Below are 24,482 nucleotides of genomic sequence, written 5' to 3'. Positions count from 1 at the left end.
CGGCCTGCGCCGGGACCCGCCTGACCGATGGCATCATGACCACCGAATCTCCCTTCCTCGACATCCGTGCCGCTGCCAAGACGTTCGGCGGGACCACCGTCCTCGACGGCGTCGATCTCGGCGTTGCCAAGGGTGAGTTCGTCTCGCTGCTGGGGCCTTCCGGCTGCGGCAAGACCACGCTGCTGCGCATCGTCGCCGGCCTGCTCGCCGCCGACAGCGGCACGACGGTGCTCGACGGCACCGACATTTCGCGCAAGCCCCCACACCACCGCGACGTCGGCGTGGTGTTCCAGAGCTATGCCCTGTTCCCGCACCTGACGGTGGCCGAGAACGTCGCCTTCGGTCTGGAGGCGCGCGGCCTGCCTCGGCAGGAGATCACCGCGACGGTTTCGCGCTATCTCGACCTCATCCACATGAGCGCCCTCGCCGACCGCTCCGTCAGGGCCCTGTCGGGCGGACAGCAGCAGCGGGTGGCGGTGGCCCGCGCGCTTGCCGTGAAGCCGAAGCTGATGCTGTTGGACGAGCCCTTCTCCGCGCTCGACCGCAAGCTGCGCGAGACCATGCAGATCGAACTGAAGCGGCTCCTGCGGGAAGTCGGAACCACGGCGATCTTCGTGACGCACGACCAGGAGGAGGCGCTGACCATGTCTGACCGCATCGCGGTCATGAACAGGGGGCGCATCGAACAGCTGGCGGATCCGGCGACCATCTACCAGCGGCCGGCGACCATCTTCGCGCTGGAGTTCGTCGGGCTGTCGACCCGGATCGCCGGCACCGTCGCAGGCTCCGCCGACGCGGGCGAGGTCCTGATCGATACGGCCTTCGGGCGCGTGCGCGCACGCGGCAGGTTCGCGGCCGGCAGTCCGGTGCTGGTCGGCGTCCGGCCCGAGCTCATGGCGATCGGCGAACAGGCCGGCGCGAACACGATCCGCGCCAAGCTGACGGACATCGTCTTCCAGGGCTCGCGCGTCCAGGCCCACTTCGCCGCCCCTGAGGGCGAACAGATCCAGGTGGAGAGCGTCGGCGCCCTCCCCGACGGACTTGCGCCCGGCGCCGACGTGCCGGTGAACTGGCCGGTCGCCGATACGCTGCTCTATCCGGGTTCGACGCCATGAGCGCCGCCGCGCAGACGGACCGCGTCGCCTGGCTGGCCGTGCCGGCCGTCGCCTATCTCGGCCTCGTCTATGCGATCCCGCTGGTCTTCCTGCTGGCGCGCAGCGTCACCGGGCCGGACGGCTTCACGCTGTCGCTGTTCGTGCAATTCTTCTCCGACCCCTATTCCTGGCGGGTCATCGGCAACACGCTGCGCATCGCGGCAATGACCACCTTGGTCTGCCTTCTCATCGGCTATCCCGTCGCCATCGCCATGGCGCGGGCGACCGGCCTCATGCAGGTGGTGCTGCTGACCGCGATCATCCTGCCGCTGTCGATCGGTGCGGTGGTGAAGGCCTTCGCCTGGCAGATCGTCCTGCGCCGCGACGGGGTGGTCTCGCAGTTTCTGGTCGGAACGGGCCTGTGGAGCGAGCCCCAGCGCCTGCTGTTCACCGAAGGCGGGCTCGTGATGGGTGCCGCCAACATCTTCCTGCCGTTCATGATCCTGCCGATCTACTCGGTGGTGAAGCTGATCGACCCGCGCCTGACCGAGGCGGGCGCGACGCTTGGTGCCAGTCCCTTCTACCGGTTCCGTCGCATCCTGCTGCCGCTGACCCTGCCCGGCATCGTGTCCGGCATCGCCTTCGTGTTCTCGATGTCCGTGTCGATGTTCGTCATTCCCAGCCTCTTGATCGGCGACCGTTTCCAGATGCTGGCGACGCTGACCGGCCGCTCCTTCCTGCTGATGCGCGACGAGGCACTGGGTTCGACGACGGCGGTGGTGCTGCTGGTCCTGGCGGTGTCGGTGGTGTTGCTGTCGGCATGGCTGGCGAGGCGTCTGGGAGGCTCGACATGACGGCCATCGAGCGGGTGACCTCCGCCATCGTCTGGGTCGTGGCGGTGGCGGCCGTGATCTTCCTGATGACGCCGCTGGTGGTGACGGTTGCTGTCTCCTTCGGCTCGTCGGCTGTGTTCACGCTGCCGCCGCCCTCCTGGTCGATGCGCTGGTACAACCAGCTTCCCGGCACGCGCGGCCTCTGGTCGTCGCTGGCGACCTCGCTGCAGATCGCCATGCTGTCGACGATGATCTCTCTGGTGCTTGGCACGCTCTGCGCCATCGCGCTGGTGCGCGGTCGCTTTCCCGGGCGGGATGCGATCGCGACCTTCCTCGTCTCCCCGCTCATGCTGCCGGGGCTGGTGGTCGGCATTGCCATGCTGCAGGGCTTCAAGATGGTCGGGCTGCGCGAGGCCTGGACCAGCCTGCTGGTCGCCCACGTCGTCATCACAATGCCCTATGTGGTGCGCACGGTGCTGGCAGCGCTGAGCCTCTTCGATTTCACGCTGATCGATGCGGCCCGCACGCTTGGCTGCTCCTATGCGCAGGCCCTGCGCAAGGTGATGGTGCCGGCCCTCGCACCGGCCTTCCTCACCTCCGCCATGTTCGCCTTCCTCGCCTCGATGGACAATTATCCGATCTCGATCTTCTTCACCGATGCCTGGACCAAGACCCTGCCCATCCAGATGCTGCAATATGTCGAGGAACGACCCGACCCGGTGATCGCCGCGATCTCCTCGGGACTGATCCTGCTGGCTGTCCTCGCCATGGTGATCGGCGACCGGCTGGTGGGGCTGCGGCGCCTGGCGGATTTCTGACGTGGCGCCGCCCGTGCCCCCGCCCGCGACCGACCGGGACTTTCGCGGATATGGCACAACGCCGCCCCGGATCCGCTGGCCGGACGATGCGCGGCTCGCCGTCTCGGTCGTGGTCAATATCGAGGAAGGCGCCGAGCTGTCGATCGGTGCCGGCGACGAGGCCAACGAGTTCATCTACGAGGCGGTCGAGCGGGTCGAGGGCGTGCGCGACCTGTGCATGGAAAGCCACTACGAATATGGCACGCGGCGCGGCTGGCCGCGCATCCGCAAGGCGCTGGCCGACCACGGCATTCCCGCGACGCTGAATGCCTGCGGGCGGGCCATCGCGCTGTCGCCCTGGCTGGCGGAGGAAGCGGTCGCGGACGGTCACGAGGTGTCCTGCCATGGCTGGCGCTGGGAGCGGCACGTCCATATGGACGAGCCGACGGAGAGACAGGCGATCGCCCGCACGGTCGATGCCATCGCGGGCGCAGCAGGCTCACCGCCGGTCGGCTGGCATACGCGGTCGGCGACGTCCATCAACACCCGCCGGCTGCTGATGGAGCATGGCGGCTTCCTCTACGATTCCAACGCCTACAACGACGATTGTCCCTTTCTGCATCACGACGGCGACCGGGACCTGGTGATCCTGCCCTATGCCTTCGACACCAACGACATGCGCTTCCAGCCTGGCGGCGGCTTCGTGCAGGGCGAGGACTTTGCACGCTACTGCATCGCCGCCTTCGAGCGGCTCTACGCCGAGGGCGCCGACGAGCCGCGCATGCTGTCCATCGGGCTGCATCTGCGGATCATCGGGCGCCCCGGCCGCATGGCCGGCCTCACCATGCTGCTCGACTATCTGGCAGCCCGGCCCGGCGTCTGGTTTGCCCGTCGCGACGCCATAGCCCACCATTGGCGCGCCGGCGTCGGGCTTGACCCGTGGCAGGCCCGGGCGCCTTCTTCTGTCTTCAGTCCATAGAGCTCCGGCCCGCCATGCGCCTGCTGATCGCCAACCCCAACACCACGCAAGCCGTCACCGACAAGCTGATGGCGGCGGCGCGCGAGGTGGCCGCGCCGGGCACCGAACTCATCGGCCGCACGGCCCACCGGGGGGTGCCCTACCTGTCGACGCGGGCTGACGCGGTCATCGGCGGGGCCGTGACGCTGGAAATGCTGGCCGAGATGCACACGGAGGTCGATGCCGCCATCGTCGCCGCCTTTGCCGACCCGGCGCTTGGCGGCGCCCGCGAACTGTTCGACATCCCGGTGGTGGGCCTTGCCGAGGCCGCCATGCTGACCGCCTGCATGCTCGGCCGCTCCTTCGCGATCGTCACCTTCTCGGGCGGGCTCGTGCCCTGGTATCGCGAGTGCCTCGACTGGAACGGTCTCGGCAACCGCTGCGCGGGCATCTTCGCGCTGGAGGGCACGTTCAAGTCGCTGGCCGACGTGCAGGAGGAAAAGGGCGAGGCGCTGGTGGCCCTCGCCAACGAGGTGATCACCCGACACGAGGCCGACGTCATCATCCTCGGCGGGGCGCCGCTGTCCGGGCTGGCACGCACCATCGGCACGCGCATTCCCGTGCCGCTGATCGACAGCATCCAGGCTGCGGTGAAGCAGGCGGAGACGCTGGTCACGCTCAAGGCGCGCAAGGCCGTCACGGGAACCTTCCGGCGGCCGGCCGCGAAGGAATGCACTGGCATTCCGGATGCGCTGCGCGCCCGGTTCGAACGCCGCGATGGCTGACCGCGACCTCGTCGGATATGGCGGCACCTGGCCCGACGTCTGCTGGCCCAACGGCGCGCGCCTCGCCGTTTCCATCAACATCAATTTCGAGGAAGGCGCCGAACTGCAGGTCGGTGACGGCGACAACGCCAGCGAACGGCTCGGCGAGGTTGTCAGCGTCGTCGAACCGGGGCGCCGCGACCGCGGTCAGGAGCAGATCTTCGCCTATGGCACGCGGGCAGGCCTGTGGCGGATGCTCGACGGCCTGGACGACCGGCGCCTCGACGCGACCTTCCTGTTCTGCGGGCGGGCCGTGGAGCGCTCACCCGATCTTGCCCGCGCGGCAACCGACCGGGGCCACGAGGCCGCCGTCCATGGCTGGCGATGGCGGCCTCATGCCGACTACCCGTCGCGGGAAGCTGAAGCCATCGAGATCGACCGCTGCATCAGCGTCATCGAGACGGCCTGCGGCGTGCGCCCGACAGGCTTCTTCTGCCGAGGTTCGGAGAGCGACTGGACGCGGGACCTGCTGATCGCGCGGGGATTCCTCTATACGTCGAACGCCTTCGACGACGATCTGCCCTACTGGGACCGGTCGGGCGAGAGCCCCCTGCTCGTCGTGCCCTATGCGCTCGACAGCAACGACATGAAGTTCTTCCACCCGAACGGCTTCGTGCGGGCGCAGGACATGGTCGATTATGTGGACGACGCCCTGGAGGTGCTGCTGGCAGAAGCCGCAACGGGCAAGCCGCGCCTCCTGAACCTCGGCTTTCATCTGCGCATCTGCGGGCGCCCCGGTCGCTTCGCGGCCTTCGCACGGATCCTCGACCGCCTGAACCAGCTCGGCGATCGCGTCTGGATTGCCCGCCGCGACGCCATCGCCTCTGCCTTTGCCGCGGCCGTGCCATCGAGCCCGCCCGACCCGCAGGAGACGGATTGCGGCCCTGACCCTCAGATGGCGTCCTCGCCCGAGAGCCAGCCGTCGTAGAAGGCCTTCACATACGGGAAAACCGCGCGGGCGAGATCGGCACGCCCCTGCTCGGCGGGTGTCGCGGGTCGCGCAAAGAAATCCGCCAGTTCGGCATGGACCGCCTCGCGATCAAGTTTCGTGAAGCGCCCGCCGTCATAGACGACCTCGCCGGCGATCATGACCGTCTTCACGGCCTCGCTTCGCGCGCGATGGACGAGCACATCGATCCAGGCGGTGTCGGGGTTCTGGTAGGGCCGGGTCACGCGCGCCCAGTCGAACAGCACGAGGTCTGCCTCCGCGCCCGGCGAGAGCGAGCCGATGGCCGAGCCGAAGGGCGTGGTTCCCGCGCCGTTCTGCGTGGCCATGCGCAGCACCTCGGCCGGGGAAAGTGCAGGCGTGTCGATGCCGGGGGCGCGATGGACGGCGAGGACGAGCCGCATCTCCTGCAGCATGTCGCGGTCGTCGTTGATGCCGGCCTCGTCGATGCCGAGCGCGACGGGAATGCCCTCGGCGGCAAAGCGCATGACCGGCGCCCGGCCGCTCCTCAGGCGGAAGTTCGACGAACAATTGTGGCAGATGCGCGTGCCGGTCTGCGCGCAGAGATGGATGTCGTCCTGGCTCATCCACACGCCGTGACCGATGGTCAGGCGTTCGCCAGTAAGGCCGATATGGTGGAGGTGCGCGAAGGCGGTTCCGCCGGTGCGCCGCCGCGCATAGGCGCGCTGGTAGGGCGTTTCGACCAGGTGCATGTGCAGGGGAAGGCCGGTTGTCGCGGAGAGTTCGCCGGCCGTCTCCAGCGCCCTCTCGGAGAGCCAGTGGAGGTTCGCCGGCGCGATCTGCACCGCGACGCGCCGCTCGCCCTCCACCATCCGGCGCAGCGCGTGGAAAATGCCGACCTGCTGCTCCAGCGACAGGGTGAAGCGCCGGAAATAGTCCGCCATGGCCGGCCGCAGGGCTTCAGGCAACCGCGCGATGAAGGCCTCATCGGCCTCATAGACGAGCCGGTTCTGGTCGCGGAGCGCCATGGAATAGGAGACCCGCATGCCGATCTCCCGATAGGCGCCGATCACCTCTTCGGCTGCCCGCACGACATCGTCGGGCGAGCCGGGCGCCCGGCTGTGCAGATGCTGCACGGTGGTCACGCCGCTCGCGATCATCTCGAAGGCGGAAACAAGGGTGTCGAGCCGCAGATTGACGTCCCGGAGGCCGAGCCGCGAAGCGAACCAGAGTTCGAGCGGATGGTCCGGCGAACCGAGCTGGAACGGCGTGGACCCGACATGGTGGTGGGCATTGATCAGGCCCGGGACCACCACGACGTCGGGTCCACCGATCCGGCGGGCATCGGGCGCCCGGCGGGCCATATCCCCGGCCGGGCCGATCGCCAGCACCCGGCCATCCTCGACCAGAAGACCGGCGTCGCGGTGAACGATGGCCGCGCCGTCCGGCGCGAACCCCTCCAGAATGTGGCGGCCTTCGACGATCAGCATGGCGGGTTCGGCCCCATCTTTCAGCGGACATGGCGGGCCGATGCGACCGGGCATCGGCGGCGGGCGGGCCCGAATGCTGGCACGGCCGCTTGACCGGCGCAGCCGATAAACCTTGCAAACCGCATTCCAGCAGATGGCAGGCAATCGCTCCAAATGCACTGAATGCCCCGCATGGCAGCCAGACCCTGCAACCCTTGCTGACGGTTCGCCGGCCTGTGATAGGCCTTGGCCGATCCACAACGGGCGGTCTGCAGCGTGACCATTCTGATTTCAGGCGGCACGGGGTTTGTCGGCGCCGCGACACTTGCCCACCTCGCCGCCGAAGGGCGTGAGGTCGTCGTGCTGGCGGCCCATCCGGCCGAGCCCGGCTGGCTGCCCGCCGGTGCCGAGGTAGTGATCGGCGACATCGGCGATGGCGAGGGCCTCAGATCGCTCATGGCCGGGCGGCGCGTCAGCAAGGTGATCCATGCGGCGGCGATCACCGCAGGCCCGGACATGGAGCGCCTCCACCCCGAGCGGGTCATCGCCGTGAATGTCGCGGGAACGGCCGCCATCATGCGGGCGGCTGCCGAGGCCGGCGTCTCGCGCGTGGTCATCGCCTCCTCGGCCAGTGTCTATCCGCTGGCGAAGGCCAATGGCGGACGCTTCCGCGCCGATCAGGACGCGCCCGCCCCCGCGACACTCTACGGCCTGACCAAGAAAATGGCCGAGGATGTCGCCACCCGCCTCGGGGCGGTCTATCGGATCGACACCCCCATCCTGCGCATTGCCGGCGTCTACGGTCCCTACGAGCGCGACACCGGCGTGCGCGAAATCCTCTCGGCGCAGGCGCAGGTCGTGGCCGATGCGAGGGCCGGACGGCCGACGCGGCTGTCGCGACCCGGGTTCGGTGGCTGGCTCTATTCGCGCGATGCCGCAGCGGGGCTTGCGGCCCTGCTTGAGGCGCCCCTCGACGCCGCGGCCCCGATCTACGATCTCGGCGGGCCGGAGGTGTTCTCCCTCGACGCCTTCTGCGCCGCCCTCGCCCCGGCCTTTACGGGCTGGAGCCATGCGATCGACCCTGACGCGCCGACCGTCCGATTCCAGATCCCGGTCGACAAGCCGGCGAGCGACTTCGAGCGCCTGAGCCAGGCGACCGGCCTTGCGCCCCGCTTCGGCATGGCGGCCGCCGTCGCCGACTACCTCTCCTGGCTGGAGCGGCATCCATCCGCCTTGCGGGTTTGACCATGGCCGGGGGGTCACCCTAGCCTCATACGGGAAGGAACAGGACCATGGACGATCCCGGACACCGCTGGCTGAACCAGCACCGCAGCGGCCAGAGGCTGCCGCAGGCTGTTGGCGGCGAAGGCGTCCATGTGATCGACGAGGCCGGGCGGCGCTATCTCGACGGCTCGTCGGGACCGGCGCTGTTCTGTCTCGGCCACGGGCATCGCGAGGTGATCGAGGCGATCAAGGCCCAGTATGACCGCCTGGCTTTCGGCTATTCCGCCGATTTCACCTCCGCGCCGATCGACGCGCTGGCCGAGGCCCTTGTCGAGCAGGCCGGCGGCGGCATGAGCAGGGTCTCCTTTGTCTCCGGCGGTTCGGAGGCGACCGAGACGGCCATCAAGATCGCGCTGCAATACCATCTGGCGCGCGGCCATTCGGGCCGCACCCATTTCTTCGCCCGCCGCCAGTCCTGGCACGGCTACACGATGGGAGCGCTGTCGCTGTCGGGCCATCCCGCCCGGCGCAGGCCCTATGTCGGAGCCTTGATGCCGGTCACGCATCTGTCGCCGGCCAATGCCTACCGCCCGCCGGACGGGGTCGCGCCCGACGATCTGGTTGACCATCTGGCGGCCGAGTTCGAGCGCGAGATCCATCGCGTCGGGGCGGAGCGGATCGCCGCCTTCTTCTTCGAGCCCGTCGTGGGGGCGGCCGGTGGCGCGGTGCCGGCACCCGACGGCTATGCCCGCCGGATGCGCGAGCTCTGCACCCGCTACGGCATTCTCATGGTGGCCGACGAGGTGATGTGCGGCGTCGGCCGCTGCGGCACCTGGCGTGCGCTCGCCCATGATGGCGTTGCACCCGATGTCATGGTGACGGCGAAGGGCCTTGCCGGCGGCTATGCCCCGCTCGGCGCCGCGCTGATGACCGAGACGGTCTATCGGACGATTGCCGACACGTTCGGGACCATCGCCTCGGTCCACACCTATTCCGGCCATACGGCGGCCTGTGCGGCGGGCCTTGCGGTCCAGAATGTCATCAGGCGCGATGGGCTGGTCGCCAAGTGCCGTGACGACGGCGCCTATCTGATGACGGCCCTCAACCAGACCTTCGGGCAGAACCCACATGTCGGCGACATCCGCGGCCGCGGCTTCTTCGTTGCCGTTGAACTGGTCAGGGACCGCGAGTCGAAGACGCCGTTCGACGCGGGCCTCGGCCTGTACAAGCGCGTGAAGGACGAGGCCTTCGCCCGAGGGCTGTTGTGCTACCCCTCGCCCGGCACCGTCGACGGGATGTCCGGCGACCATGTCATCCTCGCGCCGCCCTACATCATTTCGCGCGCCGAGATCGACCGGATGGTCGAGGTGCTCGGACAGGCGGTCGATGCCGCCGTCGCGTCGGCCCTGAAGGACGCGTCGTGATGCGCCTTGCGGGCAAGGTTGCGGTGGTCACCGGCGGCGGGTCGGGCATCGGACGGGCGTCGGCGCTGCTCTTCGCGCGCGAGGGCGCGCGCGTGGCGATCATCGACCGCGACGCCGCCGGCGCGGCCGAAACTGTGTCGGCCATCGCGGCGGCCGGCGGCGAGGCCATGCTGGCGATCTCCGATGTCGGCGAGCCCGGCACTGCCGACCGTGACGCCACGGCCGTCCAGTCGCGCTTCGGGCGGATCGACATCCTGCTGGCGGCGGCCGGCTTCTCGGTCGGCGGCACGATCCTGACCACAAGCCCGGAGGACTGGGACCGCGTCTTCCGCGCCAATGTCGGCGGGACCTGGCTGTGGGCCCGCGCGGTGGTTCCGCTGATGCGCGCGCAGGGCGGTGGGTCCATCGTGACGACGGCCTCGCAACTCGCCATTGCCGGCGGGGCGGGCAATGCGGCCTATATCGCGGCCAAGGGGGCCATCCTCAGCCTCACCCGGACCATGGCGCTGGACTTTGCCCGCGACCGCATCCGCGTCAATGCCCTGGCGCCCGGCGCCATCGACACGCCCATGCTCCGGCGCAGCTTCGGCCGCGCCGCGGACCCCGCGGCGGCGGAAGCGAAATCGGTCGCCCGGCACCCGCTGGCCCGGCTCGGGCGCCCCGAGGAGGTCGCCGAGGCCGCCCTCTATCTTGCCAGCGATGCCTCAGCCTTCACCACCGGCTCAACCCTGGCTGTTGACGGCGGCTGGCTCGCAGGCTGACACTGCTGAAACTTTGTGCACGATGGCGTTCATCCTGCCGAAAGCCGCAAGAGCCGAACGCGGTTTTTGCGGTCTCGGCCGGCGGCAGTAGGAAATTCCCCCAAAACCCGCATGGCATGCCCATAGCAGCCTGCTGGTATGGAGCTTGCTGACAAGGCCTGGAAGCCTGGACCGAGGCCTTCGGTCCGCGCGCGTCAACGGAGACTGCGTCATGAAGCTGAACCGCCGCGACCTTCTTGCCGGCACCGCCGCCATTGCCGCCGGCCCCCATCTCGTCGGCCCGGCCGGCGCGCAAACCCGTGCCGAGACGCTGCGTTACGTCACCGGAAATGCCGTCAACACGCTCGACCCCACCATGCCGGGCGCGACCCGCGAGGCTTTCGGCGTCAGCGTCAACGTCTATGACCGGCTGGTCTCGTTCGGCCGCAAGCTACGCGAAGGCAACTGGGTGTTCGACATCGACAACATCCGCGGCGAGCTTGCCGAGAAGGTCGATGTCAGCGCCGACGGCATGACCTTCACCTTCCACCTGCGCAAGAATGCCAAGTTCCATGACGGCGCCCCGGTCACGGCCGAGGATGTGAAATGGTCGCTCGACCGGGCAGTTTCGGCCCGTTCGCTGGCGGCGGCCCAGGTCGGCACCGGCTCCTGGACCAAGCCCGAGCAGTTCAGGATCGTCGATCCGCACACGGTTGAGGCCAAGGTCGACAAGCCGGACCGCCTTGCGCTGCCGAACCTGTGCACGCTCTACGCCGTGATCTTCAACTCGGCGCTGGTGAAGAAGCACGTCACGGCACAGGATCCCTGGGGCCAGGCGTGGACCAAGGACAATCCGGCCGGCTCGGGCGCCTATATCGTCGAGAGCTTCAGGCCGGGGGAACAGGTCATCCTGCGCCGCAACGACGCCTGGGTCGGCGCGGCCGACGGCAAGCCGGCCCCCTTCCGCCGCATCATCTGCCAGACCGTGCCGGAGCCGGCCACCCGCGCCAGCCTGATCGAGCGCGGCGACGCGGACCTGTCCATCGACCTGTCGCCGAGCGACATCGACACGCTGGTGGCCCGCGGCCGGGTCAAGGCGATCTCGACGCCGCAGTTCAACGCCTTCACCATGATCGCCTTCAACACGCAGATGCCGCCCTTCGACAACAAGAAGGTGCGCCAGGCGATCGCCGCCGCCTTGCCCTATGACGCGCTGTTCAAGGCCGGCCTGTTCGAGCGCGGCGCCAAGCTCTATGGCGGCACCTGGAGCGGCTCGCCGAGCGATGCCACCTTCCCCCAGCCCATGCCCTACAAGCAGGATGTCGCCAAGGCCAAGGCCCTGCTTGCCGAGGCCGGCATGGCCAATGGTTTCGACACGTTCTTCGCGTTCAACCTCGGCTCCGCCGCCTTCGCCGAGCCGATCGCCGCGCTGGTGAAGGAGGCCCTGGCCGCGATCAACATCCGGGTCGACATCCAGAAGCTGCCGGACGCGCAGATCTCGACCATGGTCACGGAGCGCAAGCTGCCCTTCTTCGTCGAGACCTCCATCGCCTGGTTGCCCTCGACGGACTATTTCTTCCGGACCTTCCTCTATGGGCCGCAGCGCTGGAACTATTCCGGCTGGAACGACCAGCGCATCGCCGATCTTGCCGGCAAGGCCCGCTTCGAGACGGACAAGGCCAAGTATGACGCGACCTGCAAGGAGATGATCGCGATCATGGCCGACGAGACCCCCATCGTCATGCTCTGGCAGCCGAACCAGGATGCGGTCATGCCGAAGAACATCGAGGGCTACACCTACGGCTACCACCGTCAGGTCGATTTCCGCGATGTCCGGCGGGCCTGACGGGCCGTCGCGATGAACCTTGCAGTTGCCATCGGCAAGCGCGCGGGACGGCGGGCCCTGTCATCCGTTCCGGCGCTTTTCGGCGTGATCGTCTTCACCTTCCTGCTGATGCGGGTGCTGCCGGGCGATCCGGCCATCTTCTTTGCCTCGGGCCCCAATGCGGGCGAGGCCGAGATCCAGATGGTCCGCGAGCAGATGGGCCTCGACAAGCCGATCCTCCAGCAGCTGGTGCTCTATCTGAAGGACATTCTCACCGGCAATCTCGGCCGGTCCATGAACACCGGCCAGCCGGTGGTGACCGACCTGATCAACCGGCTTCCCGCCTCGCTCGAGCTGACCTTCACGGCCCTGCTGCTGGCCCTGTCGCTGGCGCTGCCGCTCGGCATCCTTGCGGCGCTGCGGCCGAACTCCATCGTCGACCACGGCGTGCGCTTCCTGTGCTCGCTGGGCGTCTGCGTGCCGACCTTCGTGTCCGGGCTACTGCTGATCTACGCCTTCTACTACATCCTCGGCATCGCGCCGGACCCGACGGGCCGGCTCGATGTCTTCGCCGCGCAGCCGCCCACCGTCACGGGCTTCCTGCTGATCGACGCCGCGCTGGCAGGCGAATGGGAATCATGGCGGGCGGCGGCGAGCCAGCTCGTGCTGCCGGCCGCGACCATGGCCCTGTTCGTTCTCGCCCCGCTCGCCCGCATGACCCGCGCGGCCATGCTGTCGGTGATGACCAGCGATTTCGTGCGGACCGGCGAGGCACTCGGCCTGTCGCGGCGGCGCGTCGTGCTCGTCTATGCGCTGCGCAACGCGATCCTGCCGGTGCTCACCATCATGGGGATCGTCTTTTCCACCATGCTGGGCGCCAACGTGCTGGTCGAGAAGGTCTTCTCCTGGCCGGGCGTGGCTTCCTACGCGCTCGACGCGCTGCTGACCTCCGACTATGCGCCGGTGCAGGGATTCGTGCTGCTGATGGCCTTCATCTTCGTCATGGTCAACCTCACCATCGACGTACTCTACGGGCTCGCTGACCCGAGGATTTCCGTCGAATGAGCGCCGTCCTCCGCCACTCGGCCTATGTCCTGCGCGGCAACCCGGTCACGCTTCTGGCTGCGATCGGGGCTTCTGTCCTGATCCTGATTGCCCTCGCCGCCCCCTGGCTCGTGCCCTACGGACCGACGGTCTCGAATGTGCCGCTGGCCCTGCAGCCGCCCAGTGCCGCGCACTGGTTCGGCACCGACCAGCTGGGCCGCGACGTGTTCTCGCGCGTCATCGTCGCGACCCGGCTGGACCTGGCCATCGCCGCCTCGGCGGTGACGCTGTCCTTCGTGGCGGGCGCCATGATCGGAGCCTTCTGCGGCTATGCGGGCGGATCGCTCGATCGCTGGGTCGGACGGTTCGTGGACGTCCTGATGGCCTTCCCGCTGTTCGTCCTGGCCATGGCGCTGGTGGCGGCGCTCGGCAACCGCGTGGAGAACATCATCTACGCCACCGCCATCATCAACCTGCCGTTCTACATCCGCTTCGCGCGGGCCGAGGTGAACGTCCGCCGCAATTCCGGCTGGGTGGAGGCCGCCAGGGCCTCGGGCAACAGCCACACGCGGGTGGTGCTGCTGTTCCTGCTCCCCAATGTGCTGCCGGCCATGGCGGTCCAGATCTCGCTCAACCTCGGCTGGGCCATCCTCAATGCGGCCGGCCTGTCGTTCCTCGGGCTCGGCGTGCAGGCGCCCACCCCCGAATGGGGCATCATGGTCGCGGAAGGTGCGCGCTTCATCACCACCGGCAAGTGGTGGCTGGTGGTGTTCCCCGGCCTTGCGCTGATGAGTGCGGTCCTGTGCTTCAACCTGCTCGGAGACGGGCTGCGCGACATCCTCGATCCGAGGATGCGCACGTGAGCGCGCCGCTCCTGACCATCGACGACCTCAAGGTCACGTTCTCGACCCGCAACGGGCTGGTCGAGGCGCTCAAGGGCGTCTCGCTCAGGCTCGATGCCGGAGAAACGCTGGGCATTGTCGGTGAATCCGGATCGGGCAAGTCCGTCACCGCCTTCTCGGTGATGCAACTGCTGGACCGCGCCGGTCGGATCACCGGTGGCCGGATCACCTTCCGCGGCGAGGACATCACCCGCGCCTCGCGCAGGATGCTGCAGCCGCTGCGCGGCGCGGCCATGTCAATGATCTTCCAGAACCCGCGTGCTGCGCTCAATCCGATCCGCACGGTCGGCCTGCAGATCGCCGACGTGCTACGTGCCCACCAGTCGATCTCCGCCGCCGAGGCGCGGGAGAAGGCGCTCAAGCTGCTGGAATCCGTGCTGATCCGCGATCCGGCCGCGCGGCTCAATTCCTATCCGCACGAACTGTCCGGCGGCATGTGCCAGCGCGTCATGATCGCCATGGCGATCGCCTGTGAGCCGACGCTGCTCATCGCCGACGAGCCCACCACCGGGCTCGACGTGACGACCCAGAAGACGGTCATGGACCTGCTCGCCGAGATCACGGCCAGGCGCGGCATGGCGATGATCCTGATCACCCACGATCTGGGGCTTGCTGCCCAGTACTGCCAGCGCGTTGCCGTGATGGAGCAGGGTCTGGTCGTGGAGGAGGCGCCGCCCGCGACACTGTTCGGCAATCCGCGCCATGCCTATACCAAGCGCCTGGTCGCGGCCTCCCCGACACGGACCTCGACTGTCCAGAGCCTCGTGGTCGAGACCGAGGCGCCGCCGGCCGCGCCGGCGCGCGTCACCTCCACGCGCTCGTCCGGACCCCTGCTGCAGGTGTCCGGGCTTGTGAAGACCTTCGATGACGCTTTCCGCGCGGTCGACGATGTCTCCTTCGACCTGGCGCCGGGCGAGAGCCTTGGACTGGTCGGCGAATCCGGCTCCGGCAAGAGCACCATCTCGCGGCTCGTCTGCCGTCTGCTCGACCACAGCGAGGGCACCATCGCCTTCGACGGTGAGGATATCGGCAAGATCGGCTCGCGCGAGTTCTATCGCTCGCGATACCGCCGCGACATCCAGATCGTCTTCCAGGACCACGGCGACAGCCTCAACCCGCGCTTTTCCGCCTTCGATTGCATCGCCGATCCGCTGAAGCTGCTCGCGGGCGTCCAGGACAGCCGGGACCTGCGCGCCAAGGTCACGGAATGCGCCGAACGCTGCGGGCTGCCGGTCGACCTGCTCGGCCGCTTTCCCCATCAGCTCTCCGGCGGCCAGAAAGCCCGGGTCGGCATTGCCCGCGCCATTGCGGCACGGCCACGGCTTCTCGTGCTGGATGAACCGACCGCTGCCCTCGACGTCTCGGTGCAGGCGGTGATCCTGCACCTGCTGGACCGGCTGCGCCGGGACACCGGGCTTTCCTACCTCTTCGTCAGCCACGACCTGAACGTGGTGCGCATGATGTGCGAGCGCAGCATCGTCCTGCAGAAGGGCCGGATCGTCGAACAGGGGCCGAGCGATGCGCTGTTCACCCGTCCGGCCTCCGACTATGCCCGCCAGCTCATCGCCGCCATTCCGCATTTCGACCCGCAAGCTGCGATGGAACGGGCGAGGCAGCCGGCGGTGGCGGGCTAGGTCATCAGCGCGGCAGGACTGGCGGTCCCTATTCCGCTGCCTGCCCCAGCCCCGGCACGGTGTCACGCACTTCGGCCTGCGCCACGTCATAGGCGAGGAAGGCCTGCCAGTGCGCCGCGACGTCCTCGCTGAACAGCGCGCGCGTGATGCCATCGACAAGACGGGGCACCGCCGTGGTCATGGCGTTGATGGACGACCCTGACGGCCCGAAGCTCATGGTCGAGGCGATCGAGAACAGGTGGATGCTGCCGATCCAGGGCGTGCGCTCGGGATCGCGGGCCATGAACTGGTAGTCGGGTGACAGATAGGGAAAGGCCGACAACCGGTCGTCGCGCTCCTCTGCCGGCGGGCGATAGCGGTCCGCCCAGGTCAGGATGTTGTCGTGGAAGGCGGCCAGTTCCGGTCGTGCGGCGAAGTCCATGGCGATACCGGTGCCGCAGATGAGGAAGTCGGCCGTGAAGGCGCCATGGGGTGTCTCCACAACCGCCCTGTCGTCCTCGACACGGGCGGCCGTCCACGGCGCGCCGGTATGGAGCACGAAGTTCGGGTGGACCGCGCAGCGATCGTAGGTCGCCTGGGGAAAACCCTCGCGCAGACCCAGCACCCGGCTCATGAACCGCCAGCGCCAGGCATCGTCGAGGTCGGCCAGGTGCTTCATGAAGCCCCGGAACGTGATCCAGCGGTAAGGCTGGATCACCTGCGGTTCCAGCCGGCGGCAGAACAGATGCACCGATCGCGCGCCCGCCTCCAGCGCCACCGCGGCATTGTCGAAGGCCGAGGCGCCCGCCCCCAGCACCGCCACCACCCTGCCGTTGAGTGCGGCGAAATCGATGGGGTCGGCCGCATGGGCGCGCAGGCGGGGCGGCAGGCGTTCCACGAAGTCCGGCATCCACCACCTCCCGGTGGATTCCTGCCCGGTCGCCAGAACCACCTTGCGGGCGAAGACCGTGCGCTCGCCCGCCGGGCCTTTCAGCCGCGCCGCGACAAGCCCGTCCGCTTCCTCCAGCGACAGGAGTTCGGTGTCGTTCTCGACCGCAACGCCTGTCACCTGGCGGACGAACAGCAGGTAGTCGTTCCAGTCGGCCCGGTCGATCAGGTCGAGAGCAGCCCAATGGTCGGCCCCATACCGGGCTTCGTGCCAGGACTGGTAGGTGAGGCTTGGAATGTCGAGATCGGGACCCGTGAAATCCTTCGGGCTGCGCAGGGTGTTCATGCGCGCGAAGGTGACCCACGGGCCTTCCTGCCCATAGGGCGCCTTGTCGATGACGAGAACATTGTCGACCCGCGAGCGCTTCAGCCCGAAGGCCGTCACGACGCCCGACTGGCCGGCCCCCACCACGAGCACGTCGAGCGCCGTCGATCCGTCCGGCGCCTTGCGCGCCTTCAGCCAGGGCGCACGCGGATGGGCGATACGCGCAAGATCATCGCGGATGCGGGCCGCAAGGTCGGGCAGGCAGGTAGGTGTCATCTCGGTCTCGGACGGCATGCGAAAGGGGGCACGGCTCGGGCAGGCAAGATGCCGGCCATATCCTGACCCTCACCGCAATGGCTCACAAGGCGGGTCATGACACGGCTTTCGCCCATTCGGCGTCCTGCAGGGAGCGCCAGTCGAGCTTGTTGGATGCGGTCCGCGGCAAGGCTGCCACGAATTCGACCAGCCGCGGCACCTTGTAGGCGGACATGGCCTCGCGCGCCCAGACGATGAGCTCATCGGCCGTCAGATCCATGCCGGCCCGCCGGACGACAAAGGCCTTCACCGTCTCGCCGCGATAGGGGTCAGGTGCGGAGACGATGCAGCATTCCTGCACGGCGGGATGGCGGTAGAGCACCGCTTCGCATTCCGACGGCCACACCTTGAAGCCGGATACGCTGATCATCCGCTTCAGGCGGTCGACCATGTGGAAATAGCCCTCCGCATCGACGGAGGCGAGGTCGCCGGTGCGCAGGAACCGCTTGCCGTCGAGCATGATGAAGGTCTCGGCGTCGGCCTCCGGCCGGTTCCAGTAGCCGCGCATCACCTGCGGCCCAGACACCACGATCTCGCCGGCTTCGCCCCGCGGCAGTTCGCACAGCGTTTCCGCATCGATGATGCGCGCATCGGTTTCCTGCACCGGCACGCCGAGGCATTGCGGCTTCGGCCTGTCGACGGGGTTGAGATGGCTCGGCGAGATGGTCTCGGTGAGCCCATAGCCCTCGACATAGGAGAGGTTCCAGCGCCGCTTGAGTTCGGCCGCGACCGCCGCCGGCATGGCCGCGCCACCGCCGGTGATGATCTTCAGCCGCGCGAAGGCGGCCTCGTCGAAGCCCTCGGCGGACAGCGCGTCGACCACCATGGTCGGCGCGGCGCTCCACAGGGTCACGCCGTAGCGCCTGAACAGCGGCGCGACGAGATCGCGGTCCCAGCGGGCCATGACCACGACGGTGGCGCCGCAGGCCGCGCAGCCGTTGAGCGCCAGCTGCATGCCCGCGACATGGAACATCGGCATGAAGCCGGTGAGCACCGTGGCATCGTCGTAAGAATACCATCGCGCCTGGACGAAGGCGGTGAACAGCACGCTGCCATGGGTGTGCATGCAGGCCTTGGGCCGGCCGGTCGTGCCCGATGTGTAGGGCATGACACAGAGATCGTCGGTCCCGCTGATATCGTCGAGCGGCGGACGCTCCTCGCCCAGCGCCTCGGCCCAGGCGATGAAACCGGGTGGAGGCCTGTCGGCAAGAACGCTTTCGCCGATCACCGGCGGCAGGCGGAAGGGCGTGTCGCCAGGAATCTCGTCGCCATAGGAGGCGACGATGACATGGCCGAGCGGCGACGGCGCAAGCGCCGCAAAGCGGCCGATCAGTTCCGCGCCAATCAGGGCAGCCGTGGCGCCACTGTCGGCCGCCAGATAGGCAATCTCCTCCGGCACGGACATGGGATTGACCGGCACCACCACCGCGCCCGCCCGCACGATCGCCTGATAGCCGATGATGGCATGGGGCGAGTTCTGCATGTCGAGCAGCACGCGATCGCCGTGCCGGACCCCGCAGGCGTGCTGGAGGAAGGCCGCGAGCCTCTCCACACGCCGCAGGAGTTCGGCGAAGCTGATCTCTGCCCCGTAGAAGGCGATGGCCAGCGCCTCGCCGCGCCGGGCCGCCGTCTCCCTCAGTGCCGCGCCGAGGCTCTGCGGCAAGGGGCCGAGGGTGCGCGCGACACCGGCCGGCCAGACGCTCATGCGAGAGGCGTCCCGAAGCCGCCGCCGCCGCAGCTCTCCAGCGTCACGAGGTCGCCGGCCTGAAGCAGCAGATTGGCCTTGCCCGACAGCCGTTCGGACTGGCCGGCGCGCTCCAGGGTGATGCGGTAGGGCTGGCCGTCGCCGCCGCCCCTCAGCCCGTAGGTCGGAATCACCGACCGCTCGACGCAGGTGGTCAGCCACATGCTCGGGGCCAGAACCCGATAGGACCGGACCACGCCATCGCCGCCGCGATGAGCACCGTGCCCGCCGGAATCCCGGCGGATCGCCTGCCGCTCGACCCGGATGGCGTAGTTGGCCTCGATCATCTCGGCCGGCGTGTTGGAGGTATTGGCCAGATGCACGCGCGTCGCCGGGCAGCCGTCGCGGTCGTGACGGGCGCCCTCCCCGCCGCCATGCACCTCGTAGAGCATCCGCCAGGAGCTGTCCGGCATCGGCTCGGCAAAGGCGAGGAGGCCCGAAGTGGCCGGCCCGCCGGCCGAGAGACGTTCGGGAATGACATGCTCCATGGCCCGGAACACGGCATCGACCACCCGCATCGAGGTCTCGTGGTTGCCTGCGGCCACCGCCGCGTTCCAGCCGGGCTCCAGGATCGAGCCGGGGCGCGTGACGATGGTGATGGGACGAAGCGCGCCGGCGTTCTGCTGCATGTCGCGACCGCTCATGATGCGGGCGGCATAGACCACTGCGGAGCGGGCGATGAACGGCGTCGTGTTGCAGAAATTGGCGACCCGGTCGGCCGAGCCCGACAGGTCGAATGTCGCCTCGTCGCCCCGGATCTCGATGGCCACATGGATTCGCGCGGGTTCGCCTTCCGGCCCTCCGTCGTCGAGGAAGTCCTCGCCCTCATAGGTGCCGTCCGGCAGGTCGGCGATCGCCGCGCGCATCTCCGCCTCGGACAGGTCGTGAAGGCGGACCATGGCATCGACAAAGGTCTGCGTGCCGTGCTGGGCGCAGATTTCACGGATGCGGCGCTCGGCAGCCAGCGTCGCCGCCATCTGGGCCATCAGGTCGCCCTCGCATGAGACGGGGTCGCGGACATTGGCCAGGATGAAGTCGAGCACCGGGCGGTTGAGGCCGGCAGCGCTGGCAATCGGCATCGGCGGAATGCGGATCGCTTCCTGAAACGTGTCGTGGGCCTGTGCGAAATAGCTTCCGGGCCAGTTTCCGCCGACGTCGGGCCAATGGGCGAGGCTGAGCGCGAAGGCGATCAGCCGGCCATCGACGAAGACCGGACGGGCCACTTTCACGTCATTCAGATGGTTCCCGCCGAGCGCGCCGACATTGTAGATGATCGCGTCGCCCTCCTTCATGCCGGCGGAGGGGCAGACCTTGAGCAGTTCCCGGATCGTATAGGCCATGGCGCCGAGATGGATGGGGATGTCCCGCCCCTGCCCGACCAGACCGCCCTCGGCGTCGGTGATGGCGGAGGACAGGTCGCCGGCCTCGCGCAGCAGCGGCGAACGCGCCGAGCGCGTCATGACCAGGCTCATCTCCTCGGCGGCGGCGGACAGGCCATGACGGATGACCTCTACCACGAAGGGGTCCAGCGTGCTCATGGCTTGCTCCGGGTCAGGAAGAGATTGCCGAGGCTGTCGGGCCTGGCCTGCCAGCCTGGCGGCAGGACGACGGTGGACCAGGCATCCTCGATGATTGCCGGGCCGTGGACAGGCGCGGCCAGCGTCTCCCGCGCAAGGATCGCGGTCGAGACGGGCCCGCTTCCGTCGAAGATGCAGGGGCGCGAGCGCTCCCTGACCGGCGGGCGGCCGACATCCGGCCTGGAAAAGTCCGTCTCCGATGTCCGGGTCGCCCGGACGCGCACCGCCTCGATGACGCAGTCCTCGCCCGTCGCATAGCCGAACAGCTCATGATGGCGGGCATGAAAGCGGGTCACGAGGTCCGCCGTATCCATCGGCATGTCGAAGCCGATCGCGATGCTGTCGCTCTGTGCCGCGTAACGCATCAGCGCAACATGCTCGATCGCGATGTCTGCGGCCGCGACGCCGCTGGCGAGCAGCGGCTCGCGGGCCTCATCGACCAGTTCGCCGATGCGTGCATCGAAGATCTCGGCCGCAAAGCCCTTCACGGCCATGCGCAGGGTGCGCTGCTGGAGAAAGGACAGGTCGGCGGTGAGGCAACCGAGCGCGGAAAAGGCACTGGAGGCGGCCGGAACGATGATCTCGGCCAGACCATAGAGGTCGGCAAGGCCCGTCGCGTGCATGGGGCCGCCACCGCCAAAGGCCAGCAGCGTGCAGTCGCGCCCGTCGATGCCGCGCTCGACCGTGACCCGCCGCAGGGCCCGCGCCATGGTGGCATTGGCCACCTTGACGATGCCGAGCGCCGTCGCGTCGAGGGCAAGACCGAGCCTGTCGGCAATCGGCTGGATGGCCTGGCGGGCCGCCTCGATATCGAGTTCGATGGCGTCGCCAAGCCGGGCCTCCGGGTCGAGATAGCCGAGAATGGCGTTGGCGTCGGTGATGGTGGCGCGCCCCCCGCCCCGGCCGTAGCAGGCCGGACCGGGCACCGCCCCCGCGCTCTTCGGGCCGACGGTCAGCCCGCCGGGCCCGATATCGACGATGGAACCGCCTCCCGCGCCGATCGAATGGACGGCGAGCATCGGCTGGCGCAGCGGCCGCCCGCCCACCATGCGGGTATCGGCCATCTCGGCAGCCCCGTCGACGATCAGGCACACATCCGTGGTCGTGCCGCCCATATCGAAGGTCAGGACCCGCGGCCGGTTCAACTGGCGGGCCATGCGCGCGGATGCGGCAACGCCTGCGGCGGGGCCGGACATGGCCATGACGATCGGCCGGCGCTTGACGGCCGGGACCGGCACCATGGCCCCGGCCGAATGAAACACCTGCAGGCCGGCGCCGAGCGGAAGCTTCTCCTCGAGCTCGGTGAGATATTCGACAGCAATCGGCATGGCCGCCGCGTTGAAGGCCGTCGACGAGGCCCGCTCGTATTCGCGCGCCTCCGGATTGATCTCGTGGGAGACGCAGACATGCGGCACCACGCCGGCAAGCCGTTCGGCCAGTCGCTTCTCGTGGTCAGGATTTGCGTAGGAATGCAGCAGGCAGATCGCGACGCTTTGCACATCGTTTTGGCGGAGCCAGGCGACGAGACGGTCGATCTCGCCATCCTCGAGAGGCGTCAGAACCGCCCCGGCATGATCGACGCGTTCGCGAAGGCCGAAGCACAGCGCGGCCGGCACCAGCGGCGGCGCCTTCGGCGGGATGTCGAGGCGGTAGAGCTCCTGACGCCGGTAGCGGGCGATTTCCAGCACGTCCTCGAAGCCCGCCGTGGCCACCAGCGCCACCCGCGGCAGGCGCTCCTCGACCAGCGCATTGGTGATGCGGGTGGTGCCGTGCACGAAACGGCGCAAATCGCCTTCGCCGAGGCCGACAGAGGCCAGCGCCTCCAGCATCGCTCTCACGGGCGCGTCGGGCCGGGAGGGAACCTTGGCGATGCGGGTCTCGCCGGTGTCACCGCTGACGGCGATAATGTCGGTGAAGGTTCCTCCGATATCCGTGCCGACATCCCATAATCTGCCCGCCAACGCCGATCTCCCCAACTCGTCCTGCCGTGCCGTCATGCCCTCGGCCGCGAGCGCGACATGCAAGATCCGCGCTCAGCCTGCCGCGCCGCCGGGGGCCCGCGCAATCGGGTTCACGGAAAGAGCGAGAATAGCCGCCATGCATGGTCGGGGCTCCCGCGGGGGGGGGGCCGCTCCCCTTGACCTGCCGCCGGCTTGCGCGAGCCGATCCGGCTTGCGCCCTCAGGGCATCGCGCGCTCGATCCGCGAGGAGGTTTGGCGCAGCGCCTCGACAATGTCCGGGATGCGCCGGTGGGAGAGCCGGCGGGTCACGCCTGCCACGGTCAGCGCCGCCGAAGGCTGGCCGGCCATGTCGCGGAGCACGATGGAGACGGCCCGGGTGCCGGGGACGATGCCGCGGTCGCGCAGCGCATAGCCCAGCCGGCGCGCATCGCGCACCAGCGCCATCGAGGCCTCCACCGTCAGGCGGTATTCCGAGAGGCGCCGTGCATTCTGAGCCAGTATGTCCCGCGCCTCCTCCGGCGGCAGGGCGGCGAGCAGGGCGAGCCCCGCACTGGACACGCCGAGCGGCCGGCGGTCGCCGACCCGCAGCGGCACCACCTGGACCGGATAGGCACCAAGCCTGCGGGCAATGCAGATGGTCTCCGCTCCCGTCCGCTGGGTCAGGAACAGGGTGTCGCCCACATCCTCGGACAGGCGGTCGAGATGGGCCTCGGCCGCCTCGATCAGCGGCGACTGGCGCGAGCGCGCGAGGGCGAGCAGATGGATCTGGTCGCCGAGCATGTAGCGCTGCGTCGAAGCCTTCTGCTCCACCAGGCCCTCGTCCATGAGCGCCCGCAGCATCCGGTGCACGGTGGGGTGCGACAGGCCCGTGAGCCTTGCAAGATCGGTGAGGCCATAGCCGGTCTCCCGGGCCATCGACAGGACGCGCAGGAGGTTGACGGCCCGGCGGATGGCCTGCGCGCCGTCGCTGGTGGCGGGTCGTGACGGCATCGAACCTCCCTTCACGAACGGCATCGGAGGAGGCGCGTCCCGCAACGGCCTCGTGTCCATCATATGGACAAGTGCGGCAGCTTTCCATTGAGCCCGGCGCAGGGCCGGCCATGATGGCACTCAAGAGATCGAGCCCTGCCAGGGGCCTGCAGGAAACGCATCGGGAGGCGTCAGATGAGGGTTGCGAGCTACCGGCTCTCCGGCCGCGACAGCTACGGGATCGTCCGCGACGACGGCATTCTCGATCTGGGTTCGCGGCTGGCGGACGCGCCGGACCTGAAAGAGGCGATCGCTGCGGGATTGCTGTCGGAAGGGCTGTTTGCCAGCGAGCCGAGCGACGTTGCGCTGTCCGACGTCTCGCTGCGCATCCCGATCCGCACGCCCGAAAAAATCTGGTGCATCGGCGTCAACTATGCCGACCGCAACGCCGAGTACAAGGACGGCTCGCAGCTGCCCAAATATCCGAGCCTGTTCTGCCGCACGCCGTCGTCCTTTGTCGGCCATGACGAGCCGCTGGAGCGACCGAAGGTCTCGACCCAGCTCGACTATGAAGGCGAGATCGTCCTGGTCATCGGCAAGGCGGGCCGGCACATCCCGCGCGAGCGCGCGATGGACCACGTCTTCGGCTACACGCTGTGCAACGAGGGCAGCGTCCGCGACTGGCTGCACCACGGCAAGTTCAACGTCACCCAGGGCAAGAACTTCGACCGTTCGGGCTCGATCGGTCCGTGGATCGTGACGCGGGCAGAGGCCGGCGACGACCGGCCCTTCGAACTGACCACCAGGGTCAATGGCGAGGTGCGTCAGCACGAGAGCACGGACCGGCTGATGTTCCCGTTCGACTATCTCATCGCCTATCTGTCGACCTTCGCAACCCTGAAGCCCGGCGATCTCATCGTCACCGGCACGCCCACCGGCGCGGGCGCTCGGTTCGATCCGCCACGCTGGCTGAAGCCCGGCGACACGGTCGAGATCGAGGTTCCGCGGATCGGCCTCCTGTCCAACGGGGTGGCCGACGAGGCCTGATC

General features: G+C 68.7%; 20 protein-coding genes. 14 read left to right on the top strand and 6 right to left on the bottom strand.

Going from position 1 to position 24,482, the window contains the following annotated elements:
* Positions 1–35: 35 nt before the first annotated feature.
* Genes ACTIFS_RS09690 through ACTIFS_RS09665 form a run of 6 tightly spaced genes read left to right on the top strand, consistent with a single transcriptional unit; the run spans position 36 to position 5,434 of the window.
* Positions 36–1,115: an ABC transporter ATP-binding protein gene (locus ACTIFS_RS09690; RefSeq protein ID WP_439573869.1), complete on the top strand. Its 1,080-nt coding sequence runs from the start codon at positions 36–38 to the stop codon at positions 1,113–1,115.
* A complete protein-coding gene (locus tag ACTIFS_RS09685; protein WP_439573868.1) occupies positions 1,112–1,948 on the top strand; it encodes an ABC transporter permease in 837 nt (278 codons plus the stop codon). Before ACTIFS_RS09690 ends, ACTIFS_RS09685 begins: the two co-directional genes overlap by 4 nt.
* Complete coding sequence (locus tag ACTIFS_RS09680) at positions 1,945–2,745, top strand: ABC transporter permease (RefSeq protein ID WP_439573867.1); 801 nt, start codon at positions 1,945–1,947, stop codon at positions 2,743–2,745. The genes ACTIFS_RS09685 and ACTIFS_RS09680 overlap by 4 nt, the downstream gene beginning before the upstream one ends.
* A 1-nt stretch (position 2,746) precedes the next feature.
* Complete coding sequence (locus tag ACTIFS_RS09675) at positions 2,747–3,703, top strand: polysaccharide deacetylase family protein (protein WP_439573866.1); 957 nt, start codon at positions 2,747–2,749, stop codon at positions 3,701–3,703.
* A 14-nt stretch (positions 3,704–3,717) separates the two neighbouring features.
* Positions 3,718–4,467 (top strand): aspartate/glutamate racemase family protein, encoded by a 750-nt coding sequence (locus ACTIFS_RS09670; RefSeq protein WP_439573865.1) that lies wholly within the window; start codon positions 3,718–3,720, stop codon positions 4,465–4,467.
* The gene (locus tag ACTIFS_RS09665) at positions 4,460–5,434 is read left to right on the top strand and encodes a polysaccharide deacetylase family protein (protein ID WP_439573864.1); all 975 of its coding nucleotides are present in this window, start codon (positions 4,460–4,462) and stop codon (positions 5,432–5,434) included. Before ACTIFS_RS09670 ends, ACTIFS_RS09665 begins: the two co-directional genes overlap by 8 nt.
* On the opposite strand, the gene ACTIFS_RS09660 is transcribed toward ACTIFS_RS09665, so the two are convergent.
* The gene (locus ACTIFS_RS09660; RefSeq protein ID WP_439573863.1) at positions 5,398–6,903 is read right to left on the bottom strand and encodes an amidohydrolase family protein; all 1,506 of its coding nucleotides are present in this window, start codon (positions 6,901–6,903) and stop codon (positions 5,398–5,400) included. The two genes, ACTIFS_RS09665 and ACTIFS_RS09660, sit on opposite strands and share 37 nt — an antisense overlap.
* A 255-nt stretch (positions 6,904–7,158) precedes the next feature.
* On the opposite strand from ACTIFS_RS09660, the gene ACTIFS_RS09655 reads away from it, so the two are divergent.
* From ACTIFS_RS09655 to ACTIFS_RS09625, 7 genes are all read left to right on the top strand, one after another.
* Entirely contained in the window at positions 7,159–8,127 is a 969-nt protein-coding gene (locus ACTIFS_RS09655) for an NAD-dependent epimerase/dehydratase family protein (RefSeq protein WP_439573862.1), read from the top strand.
* 47 nt (positions 8,128–8,174) lie between these two features.
* Positions 8,175–9,530, top strand: coding sequence for an aspartate aminotransferase family protein (locus ACTIFS_RS09650; protein WP_439573861.1), 1,356 nt, complete (start codon positions 8,175–8,177; stop codon positions 9,528–9,530).
* Positions 9,530–10,291, top strand: a complete 762-nt coding sequence (locus ACTIFS_RS09645) for an SDR family oxidoreductase (RefSeq protein ID WP_439573915.1) — start codon at positions 9,530–9,532, stop codon at positions 10,289–10,291. The genes ACTIFS_RS09650 and ACTIFS_RS09645 overlap by 1 nt, the downstream gene beginning before the upstream one ends.
* A gap of 211 nt (positions 10,292–10,502) precedes the next feature.
* Complete coding sequence (locus tag ACTIFS_RS09640; protein ID WP_439573860.1) at positions 10,503–12,116, top strand: ABC transporter substrate-binding protein; 1,614 nt, start codon at positions 10,503–10,505, stop codon at positions 12,114–12,116.
* A 12-nt stretch (positions 12,117–12,128) separates the two neighbouring features.
* Complete coding sequence (locus ACTIFS_RS09635; protein WP_439573859.1) at positions 12,129–13,160, top strand: ABC transporter permease; 1,032 nt, start codon at positions 12,129–12,131, stop codon at positions 13,158–13,160.
* Positions 13,157–14,002 carry an ABC transporter permease gene (locus ACTIFS_RS09630; RefSeq protein WP_439573858.1) on the top strand — a complete coding sequence of 282 codons (846 nt, stop codon included), beginning with the start codon at positions 13,157–13,159 and terminating at the stop codon, positions 14,000–14,002. The genes ACTIFS_RS09635 and ACTIFS_RS09630 overlap by 4 nt, the downstream gene beginning before the upstream one ends.
* Entirely contained in the window at positions 13,999–15,675 is a 1,677-nt protein-coding gene (locus ACTIFS_RS09625; RefSeq protein WP_439573857.1) for a dipeptide ABC transporter ATP-binding protein, read from the top strand. The genes ACTIFS_RS09630 and ACTIFS_RS09625 overlap by 4 nt, the downstream gene beginning before the upstream one ends.
* A gap of 28 nt (positions 15,676–15,703) precedes the next feature.
* Here ACTIFS_RS09625 and ACTIFS_RS09620 read toward each other — a convergent pair whose 3' ends face one another.
* From ACTIFS_RS09620 to ACTIFS_RS09600, 5 genes are all read right to left on the bottom strand, one after another.
* Complete coding sequence (locus ACTIFS_RS09620; RefSeq protein WP_439573856.1) at positions 15,704–17,143, bottom strand: NAD(P)-binding domain-containing protein; 1,440 nt, start codon at positions 17,141–17,143, stop codon at positions 15,704–15,706.
* 94 nt (positions 17,144–17,237) lie between these two features.
* The gene (locus tag ACTIFS_RS09615; RefSeq protein WP_439573855.1) at positions 17,238–18,887 is read right to left on the bottom strand and encodes a long-chain-fatty-acid--CoA ligase; all 1,650 of its coding nucleotides are present in this window, start codon (positions 18,885–18,887) and stop codon (positions 17,238–17,240) included.
* Positions 18,884–20,464, bottom strand: coding sequence for a hydantoinase B/oxoprolinase family protein (locus ACTIFS_RS09610; protein ID WP_439573854.1), 1,581 nt, complete (start codon positions 20,462–20,464; stop codon positions 18,884–18,886). The genes ACTIFS_RS09615 and ACTIFS_RS09610 overlap by 4 nt, the downstream gene beginning before the upstream one ends.
* Positions 20,461–22,464, bottom strand: a complete 2,004-nt coding sequence (locus ACTIFS_RS09605) for a hydantoinase/oxoprolinase family protein (protein WP_439573853.1) — start codon at positions 22,462–22,464, stop codon at positions 20,461–20,463. The genes ACTIFS_RS09610 and ACTIFS_RS09605 overlap by 4 nt, the downstream gene beginning before the upstream one ends.
* A 219-nt stretch (positions 22,465–22,683) precedes the next feature.
* The gene (locus ACTIFS_RS09600) at positions 22,684–23,454 is read right to left on the bottom strand and encodes an IclR family transcriptional regulator (protein ID WP_439573852.1); all 771 of its coding nucleotides are present in this window, start codon (positions 23,452–23,454) and stop codon (positions 22,684–22,686) included.
* 174 nt (positions 23,455–23,628) lie between these two features.
* On the opposite strand from ACTIFS_RS09600, the gene ACTIFS_RS09595 reads away from it, so the two are divergent.
* Positions 23,629–24,480, top strand: coding sequence for a fumarylacetoacetate hydrolase family protein (locus ACTIFS_RS09595; RefSeq protein WP_439573851.1), 852 nt, complete (start codon positions 23,629–23,631; stop codon positions 24,478–24,480).
* The last annotated feature ends 2 nt before the right edge of the window (positions 24,481–24,482 follow it).

It is taken from the genome of Phreatobacter sp., assembly GCF_051860605.1.
In the GTDB taxonomy this organism is placed as follows: Bacteria; Pseudomonadota; Alphaproteobacteria; order Rhizobiales; family Phreatobacteraceae; genus Phreatobacter.
This window is presented reverse-complemented; position numbering and strand designations above follow the sequence as displayed.